General features: G+C 73.3%; 13 protein-coding genes. 7 read left to right on the top strand and 6 right to left on the bottom strand.

Annotation, left to right across the window (positions count from 1 at the left end; genetic code table 11):
* Nucleotides 1-101: 101 nt before the first annotated feature.
* The 3 genes from hflX (at nucleotide 102) to ABD317_RS08890 (ending at nucleotide 3,993) form a co-directional block, all read left to right on the top strand.
* On the top strand, nucleotides 102-1,598 hold the full coding sequence (gene hflX, locus ABD317_RS08900) for a GTPase HflX (protein ID WP_344289245.1): 1,497 nt from the start codon (nucleotides 102-104) through the stop codon (nucleotides 1,596-1,598).
* A 91-nt stretch (nucleotides 1,599-1,689) separates the two neighbouring features.
* Complete coding sequence (gene miaB, locus ABD317_RS08895) at nucleotides 1,690-3,219, top strand: tRNA (N6-isopentenyl adenosine(37)-C2)-methylthiotransferase MiaB (RefSeq protein WP_344289244.1); 1,530 nt, start codon at nucleotides 1,690-1,692, stop codon at nucleotides 3,217-3,219.
* Nucleotides 3,220-3,270: 51 nt separating this feature from the next.
* Complete coding sequence (locus tag ABD317_RS08890; RefSeq protein ID WP_344289243.1) at nucleotides 3,271-3,993, top strand: class III extradiol dioxygenase subunit B-like domain-containing protein; 723 nt, start codon at nucleotides 3,271-3,273, stop codon at nucleotides 3,991-3,993.
* Between the two features lie 68 nt (nucleotides 3,994-4,061).
* On the opposite strand, the gene ABD317_RS08885 is transcribed toward ABD317_RS08890, so the two are convergent.
* Nucleotides 4,062-4,262: a hypothetical protein gene (locus ABD317_RS08885; protein ID WP_344289242.1), complete on the bottom strand. Its 201-nt coding sequence runs from the start codon at nucleotides 4,260-4,262 to the stop codon at nucleotides 4,062-4,064.
* Nucleotides 4,263-4,453: 191 nt separating this feature from the next.
* Here ABD317_RS08885 and miaA point away from each other — a divergent pair, with 191 nt between their 5' ends.
* The 3 genes from miaA to dapF all read left to right on the top strand — a co-directional run bounded on the left by miaA (nucleotide 4,454) and on the right by dapF (nucleotide 6,917).
* Nucleotides 4,454-5,392, top strand: a complete 939-nt coding sequence (miaA, locus tag ABD317_RS08880; RefSeq protein ID WP_344289241.1) for a tRNA (adenosine(37)-N6)-dimethylallyltransferase MiaA — start codon at nucleotides 4,454-4,456, stop codon at nucleotides 5,390-5,392.
* 173 nt (nucleotides 5,393-5,565) lie between these two features.
* A complete protein-coding gene (locus ABD317_RS08875) occupies nucleotides 5,566-5,964 on the top strand; it encodes a hypothetical protein (protein ID WP_425582312.1) in 399 nt (132 codons plus the stop codon).
* An 86-nt stretch (nucleotides 5,965-6,050) separates the two neighbouring features.
* Entirely contained in the window at nucleotides 6,051-6,917 is an 867-nt protein-coding gene (dapF, locus tag ABD317_RS08870) for a diaminopimelate epimerase (RefSeq protein WP_344289240.1), read from the top strand.
* A gap of 41 nt (nucleotides 6,918-6,958) precedes the next feature.
* Here dapF and ABD317_RS08865 read toward each other — a convergent pair whose 3' ends face one another.
* From ABD317_RS08865 to ABD317_RS08845, 5 genes are all read right to left on the bottom strand, one after another.
* Complete coding sequence (locus ABD317_RS08865; protein ID WP_344289239.1) at nucleotides 6,959-8,545, bottom strand: FAD-dependent monooxygenase; 1,587 nt, start codon at nucleotides 8,543-8,545, stop codon at nucleotides 6,959-6,961.
* A gap of 130 nt (nucleotides 8,546-8,675) precedes the next feature.
* Entirely contained in the window at nucleotides 8,676-9,659 is a 984-nt protein-coding gene (locus tag ABD317_RS08860; RefSeq protein WP_344289238.1) for an amino acid ABC transporter permease, read from the bottom strand.
* A complete protein-coding gene (locus ABD317_RS08855; protein ID WP_344289237.1) occupies nucleotides 9,656-10,327 on the bottom strand; it encodes an amino acid ABC transporter permease in 672 nt (223 codons plus the stop codon). Before ABD317_RS08855 ends, ABD317_RS08860 begins: the two co-directional genes overlap by 4 nt.
* A 115-nt stretch (nucleotides 10,328-10,442) precedes the next feature.
* A complete protein-coding gene (locus ABD317_RS08850) occupies nucleotides 10,443-11,288 on the bottom strand; it encodes a glutamate ABC transporter substrate-binding protein (RefSeq protein WP_344289236.1) in 846 nt (281 codons plus the stop codon).
* A gap of 36 nt (nucleotides 11,289-11,324) precedes the next feature.
* Nucleotides 11,325-12,104 carry an amino acid ABC transporter ATP-binding protein gene (locus ABD317_RS08845; RefSeq protein ID WP_344289235.1) on the bottom strand — a complete coding sequence of 260 codons (780 nt, stop codon included), beginning with the start codon at nucleotides 12,102-12,104 and terminating at the stop codon, nucleotides 11,325-11,327.
* A gap of 259 nt (nucleotides 12,105-12,363) precedes the next feature.
* On the opposite strand from ABD317_RS08845, the gene ABD317_RS08840 reads away from it, so the two are divergent.
* On the top strand, nucleotides 12,364-12,792 hold a 429-nt coding region (locus ABD317_RS08840; RefSeq protein ID WP_344289234.1), incomplete at its 3' end, for a response regulator transcription factor.

Raw genomic sequence — 12,792 nt, 5'->3', positions numbered from 1 at the left:
CGACCATCGTGGATGCCGCGACGCCCGCCGTGCGGGGAATCCTCCCGGTCTGCGGGGCGTTGTCGGAGAGGCAGACTGCCGCTCTCACAGACAAGGATCCGATGACTTCTCCCACCCACCTTCCCCAGGACGATCAGCGTCTTCCGGAAGGCCTGCGTGCCGACGCCCTCATGGAAGCCGAAGCCGCGTGGAGTCCCGGATCCGACGCCGATCGCGACGGCGACCAGTTCGACCGCGAGGACCGCGCGGCCCTGCGCCGGGTCGCCGGTCTGTCGACGGAGCTGGAGGACATCACCGAGGTCGAGTACCGGCAGCTCCGGCTGGAGCGGGTCGTGCTCGTCGGCGTGTGGACCTCCGGCACGGCCCGGGACGCCGGGAACTCGCTCGCGGAGCTGGCCGCGCTCGCCGAGACGGCCGGCGCGGTCGTGCTCGACGGCGTGGTGCAGCGCCGCGACAAGCCCGACCCCGCCACGTACATCGGCTCCGGCAAGGCCCTGGAGCTGCGCGACATCGTGGTCGAGTCCGCGGCCGACACGGTCGTCTGCGACGGTGAGCTGAGCCCCGGCCAGCTGATCCACCTCGAAGACGTGGTCAAGGTCAAGGTCGTGGACCGCACCGCGCTGATCCTCGACATCTTCGCCCAGCACGCCAAGTCCCGCGAGGGCAAGGCGCAGGTCGCGCTCGCGCAGATGCAGTACATGCTGCCGCGGCTGCGCGGCTGGGGCCAGTCGCTGTCCCGGCAGATGGGCGGCGGCGGCTCGGGCTCCGCGGGCGGCGGCATGGCCACCCGCGGGCCCGGCGAGACGAAGATCGAGACGGACCGGCGGCGCATCCGCGAGAAGATGGCGAAGCTCCGCCGCGAGATCGCGGCCATGAAGACCGGCCGGGACGTCAAGCGGCAGGAGCGCAAGCGCCACCACGTGCCGTCGGTCGCGATCGCCGGCTATACGAACGCGGGCAAGTCCTCGCTGCTCAACCGGCTGACGGGGGCGGGCGTGCTGGTGGAGAACGCGTTGTTCGCCACCCTCGACCCGACCGTGCGCCGCGCCGAGACGCCGAGCGGCCGGCTGTACACGCTGGCGGACACCGTCGGCTTCGTCCGGCACCTGCCGCACCACCTCGTCGAGGCGTTCCGCTCCACGATGGAGGAGGTCGGCGACGCCGACCTGATCCTGCACGTGGTCGACGGCTCCCACCCGGCGCCGGAGGAGCAGCTCGTCAGCGTGCGCGAGGTGATCCGCGACGTGGACGCGACGTCCGTGCCCGAGATCGTGGTGATCAACAAGGCGGACATCGCCGAGCCGGACGTGCTGCGCCGGCTGCTGCGCATGGAGCCGCGGGCGATCGCGGTCTCGGCGTCGACCGGCGACGGGGTCGAGGAGCTGAAGGCGCTCATCGACGTCGAGCTGCCGCGGCCGCAGGTCGAGATCGAGGCCGAGGTGCCGTACACGAAGGGCGCGCTCGTCTCCCGGGTGCACACCGAGGGCGAGGTGCTCTCCGAGGCGCACACCGCCGCGGGCACGCTGCTGAAGGCCCTGGTGCACGAGGAGCTGGCCGCCGAGCTGCGGCGGTACGCCCCCGCCGCACGGGCCGACTGAGGCCGCCGCCGAGGTCGTAGACTGACCGGACGGGCCGCCGCCGCCAGGCGGCCCGTCCGGATCCCCCGTCGCCGTTTGGATGATCGCTGGCATGCCCGAGGAAGTCGCACAGCCGCGCACGTACGAGGTCAGGACGTTCGGTTGCCAGATGAACGTCCACGACAGCGAACGGATGTCCGGGCTGCTTGAGGAGGCGGGCTACGTCCGCGCGGAGCCGGGCTCCGGCACCACCGGCACCACCGGCACCACCGCCGATGTCGTCGTGTTCAACACCTGCGCGGTGCGGGAGAACGCCGACAACCGGCTCTACGGCAACCTGGGCCAGCTCGCCCCGCAGAAGGCCGCCAGGCCCGGCATGCAGATCGCGGTCGGCGGCTGCCTGGCGCAGAAGGACCGCGACACGATCGTGCGCCGCGCCCCGTACGTCGACGTCGTCTTCGGCACGCACAACGTCGGCAAGCTGCCGGTGCTGCTGGAGCGCGCGCGGGTCGCGCGGGAGGCGCAGGTCGAGATCGCCGAGTCGCTGGAGGCGTTCCCGTCCACGCTGCCGACGCGGCGGGAGAGCCCGTACGCCGCGTGGGTCTCCGTCTCCGTCGGCTGCAACAACACCTGCACGTTCTGCATCGTCCCCGCGCTGCGCGGCAAGGAGAAGGACCGCCGCAGCGGCGACATCCTCGCCGAGGTCGAGGCGCTGGTCGCGGAGGGCGTCAGCGAGATCACGCTGCTGGGGCAGAACGTCAACGCGTACGGGTCGGACATCGGCGACCGGCAGGCGTTCGGCAAGCTGCTGCGGGCCTGCGGGCGGATCGAGGGACTGGAGCGGGTGCGCTTCACCTCGCCGCACCCGCGGGACTTCACGGACGACGTGATCGAGGCGATGGCCGAGACGCCGAACGTGATGCCGCAGCTGCACATGCCGCTGCAGTCCGGCTCGGACACGGTGCTGCGCGCGATGCGGCGCTCGTACCGGCAGGAGCGGTATCTGGGGATCATCGAGAAGGTGCGGGCCGCGATCCCGGACGCGGCGATCACCACCGACATCATCGTGGGCTTCCCCGGCGAGACCGAGGCGGACTTCGAGGAGACGCTGCACGTGGTGCGCGAGGCGCGCTTCGCGCAGGCGTTCACCTTCCAGTACTCCAAGCGGCCGGGGACGCCGGCGGCCGAGATGTCCGGGCAGGTGCCGAAGGCCGTCGTGCAGGAGCGGTACGAGCGACTGGTGGCCCTGCAGGAGGACATCTCCTGGGGGGAGAACAAGAAGCAGGTCGGCCGGGTCCTGGAGGTCATGGTCGCGGAGGGCGAGGGCCGCAAGGACGGCGCCACGCGGCGGCTGTCCGGCCGGGCGCCCGACAACCGGCTCGTGCACTTCGCCAGGCCCGCGGAGCCGGTGCGGCCGGGCGACATGGCGACGGTCGAGGTCACGTACGCGGCGCCGCACCACCTGCTGGCCGAGGCCCCGCCGCGGGCGGTACGGCGCACGCGCTCAGGCGACGCCTGGGCGGCGCGCCAGGAGGGCGGGCCGGCCGTCGGCGGGGCGGGCGGCAAGGGCGTGCTGCTGGGGCTGCCGCAGGTGGGCGTCCCGGATCCGCTGCCGGCGGCGGAGGGCTGCGCGGCGCACTGAGCGGCTCCGCCGGTCGCGGGTCGCGGCCGGGGGGCGGCTAGGCTGCGGCTCATGCTCGTCGCCGCCGCCTGCTGCCCGTGTCCGCCCCTGCTGGTACCCGAGGTGGCCTCGGGGGCCGCCGGCGAGCTGGCGGGCCTCAGAGCGGCGTGCATGGATGCCGTGGGGGTGCTGGCGGCGGCGCGGCCGGAGGTGCTGGTCGTCGTCGGCCCCGCGGAGCAGGCCGGGCGGGGTCCGCATCCGCAGGGGGCCCGGGGGTCGTTCCGGGGCTTCGGCGTGGATCTGGCGGTGCGGCTCGGGCCGGCGGACGGTGCGGAGCCGGAGCCCGGCGAGCGGGAGCTGCCGCCGTCGCTGGCGGTGGGCGCCTGGCTGCTGGAGCGGGCGGAGTGGAACGGCACGCCCGTGGAGGGGCTGGGCGTCGGTGAGCCGCTGCCCGCCGAGCGGTGCGCGGAGGTGGGCCGGGAGGTCGCCGCGGGGGCGCGGCGGGTGGCGCTGCTCGTCATGGGCGACGGCAGTGCGCGCCGTACGCGGAAGGCCCCCGGCTACCACGACGAGCTCGCCGACGGCTTCGACGCGGCGGCGGCGCGGGCCGCGGCCGCCGCGGACTCGGTGGCGCTGGCGGCCCTGGACGCGGAGCTGGCCGTCGACCTGCAGACCGCGGGCCGCGCCTGCTGGCAGGTCGCCGCGGGCGCCGGCGAGAACGCCGGCCTACGCGGAGCGCTGCTGTACGACGAGGCCCCGTACGGCGTGGGCTACTTCGTCGCCACCTGGTCCTGACCTGCGCGACGCGAGCCGCGGGCCGGGAGGCCGCGGGCCCCGGGCGGGGCCGCGCGCCTCCGGGCGGTCTACGTGCGGGCCTGGTCGCCCGCGTCGCTGTCCGCGGCCCCCGCGGCCGACTGCTGCTTCGGAATGCCCGCGGCGCCGGCCGCGTCCGCGCCCGCGGGCTCCGCACCCGCCTCCGGCTCGGCGGCCGGGGCCGGCTCCTTCGCGGCCTGCCCCTCCCCGCTTGTCCCACCGCGACGAAGAAGCCTGGCAAAAACGCCCATTTCTACTCCATAACTGACTCGTGAGGGCGACATTCCGCGCCGTCCGGAGCGGCTCATTGCGCCACCCCGGTGGCCCGGTCCGTGGCGGCCCGGGAACCGGCGTTCGGAACCTCGGAACGGCAAACGACCCCGGGCGCGCCGCGTTACGCCACTCGTTCGAGGGGCGGCGCGTTGTTTGCGAGACTGGCCGCGTGACAGACACCACGCCCAGGGCCCGGGTCGTCGCGGTCGTCGGGGCCACGGCCGCCGGCAAGTCCGAGCTGGGCATCGCGCTCGCCCGGCGGCTCGGCGGCGAGATCGTCAACGCCGACTCGATGCAGCTGTACCGGGGGATGAACATCGGCACGGCCAAGCTGACGCCCGCCGAGCGGCAGGGCGTGCCGCACCACCTGCTCGACGTGTGGGACGTCACGGAGACCGCCAGCGTCGCCGCGTACCAGCGGCTGGCGCGCGCGGAGATCGACCGGCTCGGTGCGCAGGGCCGCACCGCGGTGCTCGTCGGCGGCTCCGGCCTGTACGTGCGCGGGGCCGTCGACGCCATGGACTTCCCCGGCACCGACCCCGCCGTCCGCGCCCGGCTGGAGGCGGAGCTGGCCGCCGGCGGGCCCGGTCCACTGCACGCCCGGCTCGCCGCCGCCGACCCCGCCGCCGCGCGCGCCATCCTGCCGGGGAACGGCCGCCGGATCGTCCGCGCGCTGGAGGTGATCGAGCTGACCGGCCGCCCCTTCACGGCCGTCCTCCCGGCGCCCGAGTCGGTCTACGACACGATCCAGATCGGCGTCGCCGTGCCGCGCCCCGAGCTGGCCGAGCGGATCGAGCGGCGCGTGCACCGGATGTGGCGGGCCGGGCTGGTGGCCGAGGTGCGGCGGCTGGAAGCGGAAGGGCTGCGCGAGGGCCGTACGGCCTCCAGGGCCCTGGGGTACCAGCAGGTGCTGTCGTTCCTGGCCGGCGAGTGCACGGAAGCGGAGGCCCTGGACGAGACCGTCAGGGCCACCCGGAAGTTCGCGCGGCGGCAGGAGACGTGGTTCCGGCGCGATCCGCGCGTGCACTGGATCAGTGGCTCGGAGGCCGACCGTGACCGCCTTCCGGACACCGCATGGGACCTACTCGAACGGTCGGTCACAGGCTGATCACGTCATGGCATCGGGACGTCCCGGTGGCACTGCGGGTGTTCCCGGGCGTGCCATCATCAAAGCGAGCTGTGAAGCCTGGTGGTCGCCGGAGGTTGGGAGGGCGCGTGGCTATGGAGGCCGGCCCTCGTGACAGTCGACGGGAGCCGCGGGACGACCGGATCGCCGGGCCCGTGGCCGAGCCCGCGGAGGATCTTGCGGACGACCTCGCCGAGGTGCCGGACCCCGGCGGGCAGGAGTCGTTCCGTGAGCTGCGTCCGCCGCGGCTGCTGCGCTTCTGGCAGCTGGCCCCCATCGTCGCGCTGGCCGCGCTCGGCTCGCTGATGTTCGCGTTCCCGCTGGCCTTCGAGTTCGGCGGCGGCGGACCCGTCGTGGCGATGCTCGGGCTGCTGATCAGCTGCTGCGCGGCCGGGTGGGCGATGATGGCCGCGCGCCGGGTGGGGCTCGCGCTGCCCGGGCTGCCGCGGCGCGGCTCGGGGCGGCGGGCGGACTGGCGGATCGTCCTGCTGTACGCGGCCGCGGTGGCGGCCGCCGTCGCGCTGGCCGTCTGGCGCGTGGCGCGGCTCGGCTGACCGGCCGCGGCCCGGTCCCACCGGCCCGCTTCCCGCTGTTCTCCGGCCGTCCGGGCGCTGTCGGTGCGGGCGGTTACGATCGCAGAGTGAGCACCGAGCAGCTGCACTTCCTCAAGGGACACGGCACCGAGAACGACTTCGTGATCGTCCCGGACCCCGCCGGTCTCATCGACCTGTCCGCCGCCGACGTGGCCCGGCTGTGCGACCGCAGGGCGGGCGTCGGCGCCGACGGCCTGCTGCGGGTCGTGCGGTCCGACGCGCACCCGGAGGGGCGGCGGATGGCCGCCGGGGCCGAGTGGTTCATGGACTACCGCAACGCGGACGGGAGCCTCGCCGAGATGTGCGGGAACGGGGTGCGGGTCTTCGCCCGCTACCTGCAGCGCGCCGGGCTCGTGGAAACCGGCGACCTGGCGGTGGGCACGCGCGCGGGGATGCGGCGGGTGCACCTGGCGAAGGACGGCGACGTGACGGTCGCCATGGGCCGGGCGGTGCTCGCGGAGGGCCCGGACACCGACGTCACGGTCGCGGTGGGCGGGCGCAGCTGGCCCGCGCGCAACGTCGGGATGGGCAATCCGCACGCGGTGGCGTTCGTCGCCGACCTGGCGGACGCGGGACGGCTGTACGAGCCGCCGGAGGTCACGCCGGCGTCGGCGTATCCCGCGGGCGTGAACGTGGAGTTCGTCGCCGACCGCGGCCCGCGGCACGTCGCGATGCGGGTCCACGAGCGCGGCTCGGGCGAGACCCGCTCGTGCGGTACGGGCGCGTGCGCGGTGGCCGTCGCCACCGCCCGCCGCGACGGCGCGGACCCGGCGGCGACGGGCCGCCCGGAGACGTACACGGTGGACGTGCCCGGCGGGCGGCTGGTCGTGACCGAACACCCCGACGGCGAGGTGGAGATGACGGGCCCGGCGGTCATCGTCGCCGAAGGCGACACGGCCCCCGGCTGGCTGTAGGGCACCGCACCGCTCCCCTGCCGCCGCCCCCCGCCGCTCCGCTAGTCCTCCGCGTCGTCGGCCCGCCCCAGCATGCGGTTCGCGCACAGCCGCAGCGACTCCTCGCGTACGCCCGCCACCGCCGCCATCAGATGGCCGTCCGGGCGGATGTACAGCACCGTGTGCGGCGCCGCGCCCGGGTACGCCTCCGCGACCAGCAGCCGGGCGCGGGCGGGGAGTTCGCCGACCAGCCGGACCAGCTTCGGCATCAGGCCCGCCTGCAGCCACCGGGTGCGGTCCCAGACGCGGGTGCCCGGGGCGACCAGCACCAGCAGCGGGTCGCCGCCGAGCCGCTCGGAGAGCCGGCCGGTCCAGCCGTCCGGCGCGATCACCTGGACGTCGGCGACCCGGGCGCCGGCGGGCGTGCCCACCTCCACCGCCCCGGCCAGCCCGGCCGGCGCCGTGTCGTACACCGGCGGGCCCCCTATCCGGCCGCGGCCCAGGTGGCCGTCGGTGAGCAGCTCCGCCGCCGACCTGCCGCGCACCGCCGCCCGCAGGCCGCCCGCCCGGCGCAGCAGCGTGCCGACCTGGTCGGCGGCGCGCAGCCGGGCGCTGACGGCGCCGCGGCGCTCGGTGACGTAGGTGTCGACGAGGTCGTCGCCGGAGTCGTCGCGGCCGGCCAGGTGCCAGGCGCGGCCGAGCTTCCAGGCGAGGTTCTCGGCGTCGGCGAGGCCCTCGTCGAGCTGCTGGGTGCCGAGGGAGCCGACGAGGTGGGCGGCGTCGCCGGCGAGCAGCACGCGGCCGCGGCGCCAGCGGCGGGCGAGGCGGTGATGGACGGTGTGCACGCCGGTGTCGAGGAGTTCGTAGGAAGGGTGGCGGGTGCCCGTCCAGACGCGCAGGGTGGCCTCCAGCCGGGCGACGAGGGCCTCCGGGGTGACGACGCCGGCGCCGGGCGGCAGCAGCCAGTCCAGCCGCCACCGGTCGTCGCCGAGCGGCCGGGCCAGGCACTCGGCGCCGGGCCCGCTGCGCGGGGTGCCGCGGTACAGGACGCCCTCGCCGGGCCACGGCAGGTCGGCCCGTACGGCGGCGACGGCGTGCCGCTCGACGGCCGTGCGGCCGGCGTACTGCACCTCCAGCAGCTTGCGCACGGTCGATCTGGCGCCGTCGCAGCCGACGAGCCAGCTGCCGCGCCACCAGGTCCCGGCGCGGGTGCCGGCGTTGACGCCGTACGGCTCCCGCACCAGCTCCGTCAGCCGGCTGCCGCGGAAGACCTCGACGTGCTTGGAGTTCTCGGCGAGCGCCGCCAGGGTGGTGGTCAGGGCGTACTGCGAGAGGTGCAGCGGGGGCGGCTCGGCCGCCTCACCGAACTCCACCCGCACCTGCGTCCGGCCGCCGCGCAGCACGCGCCAGGCGGTGTAGGGCGCGCCGCGCTCGCGGGCGTCGGCGGCGCCGAGGCGGTCGACGAACGCGGCGGTGTGCGGGCGCAGCACGACGGTGCGGGCCGGACGCGGGCCGGCGGGCCTGCCGTCCTCCTCGGCGTCGCCGGCGGGCCGGTCGTCGAGGAGGACGGTGGGGACCGCGTGCCGTGCCAGAGCCAACGACAGGGCGAGCCCGACCGGGCCCGCCCCGACGATGATCACCGGGTCCACGGTGACGCGCCTCCGGCGCCTTGGTGCCTACGTACTACGGGGGTTGGAGCCCGGTGCGCGATCACACGGGGTATGCAACCCACTGCCGGACACCGCAGTCAAGCTGAGGGCCCACGGCCGCCCCTTCGGGCTACGTCCGGCCGTCGCCCTCCCCGCCGCCACCGCCGTCCGGTACGCCGTCCGCGGGGCCGTCACCGTGCTCGGCGCCCGGCACTCCGTCCGGCGTGACCGGGGCACCGGCCGCGGCGCCGGTGCTCAGGTCGTCGACCGCCGCGGCCCCGACCACCGCGCCGGTGGTCCGCTTGCCGCGCCGGACGATGCGCTCCAGCCAACTCGCGAGGGACGTCAGTATGAAGTTCACGATGACGTAGATCACCGCGACGACGATGAAGCTGGCGAACACGTTGGAGTAGTTCGACGCCAGCGTGCGCCGCTCGATGAGCAGTTCGCTGAAGCCGATCATCACACCGCCGAGCGCGGTGTCCTTCACGATGACGACGAGCTGGCTGACGATCGCCGGCAGCATCGCGGTGACGGCCTGCGGCAGCAGCACGGTGCCCATCATCTGGCCCTTGCGCAGGCCGATGGCCTTGGCGGCCTCGCTCTGGCCGCGGGGCAGCGAGAGGATGCCGGCGCGGACGATCTCGGCGAGCACGGCCGCGTTGTAGAGCACGAGCCCGGTGACGACGGCGTACAGCGGGCGCTGCTCGCTGTCGATGCCGGTGTACTCGGAGTAGAACTGGTTCGCGAACAGCATCAGGATCAGCACCGGGATGGCGCGGAAGAACTCCACCACCGCAGCGGCTGGCACCCGTACCCAGGCGTGGTCGGACAGGCGCGCGATGCCGAACAGGGCCCCCAGCGGCAGCGCGATGAGCAGTGAGAGCCCGGCGGCCTTCAGCGTCTCCCCGAGCCCCGGCAGCAGGTACGTGGTCCACGCCTGCGAGTCCGTGAAGAACGGCTTCCACAGCGCCCATTCGAGCTGGTTCTTCTCTTCCAGCTTGTCGGCGACCCACCACACGCCGAGCGCCAGCACGACGAGGAAGAGGACGCTGTAGATGACGTTGCGTGCCTTGGCCCGCGGCCCGGGCGCGTCGTAGAGAACGGAACTCATCGCCTGACCGCCACCTTCTTGCCGACCCAGCCGAGGAAGAGCCCGGTCGGCAGGGTCAGCACGACGAAGCCGAGCGCGAAGATCGCCGAGATGAGGAGGAGCTGCGCCTCGTTCTCGATCATTTCCTTCATGAGCAGGGACGCCTCGGCGACCCCGATGGCCGCCGCCACCGTGGTGTTCTTGGTGAGGGCGATGAGGACGTTGGTGAGCGGGCCGACGACCGAGCGGAACGCCTGGGGCAGCACGATGAGCCGGAGGACCTGGGTGAAGCTCAGCCCGATGGCGCGGGCGGCCTCCGCCTGGCCGACGGGCACCGTGTTGATGCCCGACCGCAGCGACTCGCAGACGAACGCGGAGGTGTACGCGGACAGCCCGAGCACCGCGAGCCGGAAGTACTGGGCGTCGAAGTTGCCGCGCGCGCCCATCGTGACGCCGAAGACGTCGGCGAGCCCGAGTGCGCAGAAGACGATGATGACCGTCAGGGGGATGTTCCGGATGACGTTCACGTAGACCGCGCCGAAACCCCGCATGAGCGGCACGGGGCTGACCCGCATGCCCGCCAGAACCGTCCCCCAGAGCAGGGAGAACAGGCCGGACAGCAGGGTGAGTTTCACCGTGACCCAGAACGCGTCCAGGATCTGTGAGTCGTATTCGGAAATGATGTCCAACGTCAGTCCAGCGCTCTCGCCTCAAGTGGGCACGGTGGTGTGCCACCCGGGCCGGGCGGCACACCACCGCTCTGACAGTGCGGCGCACCGCCGCGGCCGGCGGCGGTGCGTTCGGTCACTCCTTGATGTCGCCGATCTTCGGCGCGGGCTCGAAGTCGTAGTTCGCGGGGCCGAGGTTGGCGTCCATGAACTTCTCCCAGGAGCCGTCGGAGACCATCTTCTCCAGGGCGGCGTCGATGTCGCTCTTCATCTTCTCGTCGCCCTTCTGGACGCCGATGCCGTAGTTCTCGTTGCTCAGGTTCAGCCCGGCGAGCTTGAACTTGCCCTTGTTCTCGTCCTGCGCGGCGTAGCCGGCGAGGATCGAGTCGTCGGTGGTCAGGGCGTCGATCGAGCCGTTGGCGACGGCGTCGAGGCACTCGGAGTAGCCGGCGCGCTCGGCGAGCTGGGCCTTCGGCGCGATGGTGTCCTTGACGTTCTGCGCCGAGGTCGAGCCGGTGACCGAGCAGAGGGTCTTGCCGTTGAGGTCCGCGCCCTTGGCGATGTTGTCGTCGGCGCGGATCAGCAGGTCCTGGTGGGCCAGCAGGTACGGGCCGGCGAAGTCGACCTTCTGCGCCCGCTCGTCCGTGATCGAGTAGGTGGCGGCGATCATGTCGACGTCGCCGCGCTCCAGCATGGTCTCGCGGTCGGCGCTGATCGCCTCCTTCCACTCGATCTGGTCCGCGGAGTAGCCGAGTTCCTTGGCGACGTACGTGGCGACGTCCACGTCGAAGCCCGAGTACGAGCCGTCGGGCTCCTTCAGGCCGAGACCGGGCTGGTCGAACTTGATGCCGACGGTGATCGAGTCCTTGCTGCCGCCGTCACCGCTGTCGCCGCTGTCGTCGTCGTCGGAGCCGCATGCGGCCGCGGTGACGGAGAGGGCGAGTGCACAGGCCGCGGCTGCGCTGACCTTGCGGAGATTCATGGTGAGCATCCTTCTGTCTGGTGTGTTGCCGGCAGCTCAGTGGTGCAGGATCTTCGACAGGAAGTCCTTCGCCCGGTCGCTGCGAGGGTTGGTGAAGAACTGGTCGGGCGTCGTCTCTTCCACGATCTGGCCGTCCGACATGAAGACCACACGGTTCGCGGCGGAGCGGGCGAAGCCCATCTCGTGCGTGACGACGACCATAGTCATACCGTCCCGGGCGAGCTGCTGCATAACCTCCAGCACCTCGTTGATCATCTCGGGGTCGAGCGCCGAGGTCGGCTCGTCGAAGAGCATCACCTTGGGCTCCATCGCCAGCGCGCGGGCGATCGCCACCCGCTGCTGCTGGCCGCCGGAGAGCTGTGCGGGGTACTTGTCCGCCTGGTTGCCGACGCCCACCCGGTCGAGCAGGGCCCGGGCGGAGGTCTCCGCGGCCGCCTTGTCCTTCCTGCGGACCTTGATCTGCCCGAGGGTCACGTTCTGCAGCACGGTCTTGTGGGCGAAGAGGTTGAAGGACTGGAAGACCATGCCCACGTCTGCGCGGAGCCTGGCCAGCTCACGGCCCTCGGCGGGCAGCGGCTTGCCGTCCAGCGTGATGCTGCCGGAGTCGATGGGCTCCAGCCGGTTGATCGCGCGGCACAGCGTGGACTTCCCGGACCCGGAGGGTCCGATAACGACGACGACCTCACCGCGGGCGATCGTCAGGTCGATGTTCTGGAGCACGTGCAGCGCACCGAAATGCTTGTTGACGTTGTCCAGCACGACCAGCGGTTCGCCCGTCGCCGGAACGGCGTCCTTGGCCGTGGAAACCTCGGTCATCCGCGTCTTGCTCCGTCCTCTTCGGTTGCCTGGACCTTAGTGAGCAGCCTCGACCAGCGTCATCACATCTGAGGGGAAATTGAGCATAACGATCCGGCTGCAATCGGACAGAATGGGTGGTATCGGGGCGGTGCTCTCCGTGCCGGTCACATAACAGAAACCGCGCGGTGACCTGGCCGGACTTGACGGGGCAGGGCGCTATCCGCGTGTATTCCTGTGCGGGCTGAGACGATATGCGAGTCAGGGAACAGGAGGGTCGATGAGGCTGCTGCTCGTCGAGGACGACGACCACGTGGCCACCGCGCTCTCCGCGGTGCTGGCCCGGCACGGATTCGAGGTGGGCCAGGCCCGCAGCGGCCAGGAGGCGCTGCAGGAGCTGCTGCACAGCGAGCTGGCCCCGTTCGACGTGGTGCTGCTGGACCTGGGGCTGCCCGACCAGGACGGCTTCGAGGTGTGCGGGCGGATCCGCAAGCTCACCGGCACGCCCGTGATCATGGTGACCGCGCGCGCAGACGTCCGGTCCCGCATCCATGGCCTCAACCTGGGCGCCGACGACTACGTCGTCAAGCCGTACGACACAGGCGAGCTGCTCGCCCGCGTGCACGCCGTCGCCCGGCGCACCGCGGCGGCCGCGCCCGAGACCGCCGGCGGCGCGGCGGGCGGCAGGGGCGCGGGCGCGGTCCCGGTC

Source organism: Streptomyces synnematoformans, assembly GCF_039531005.1.
Classification (GTDB): Bacteria; Actinomycetota; Actinomycetes; order Streptomycetales; family Streptomycetaceae; genus Streptomyces; species Streptomyces synnematoformans.
This window is presented reverse-complemented; position numbering and strand designations above follow the sequence as displayed.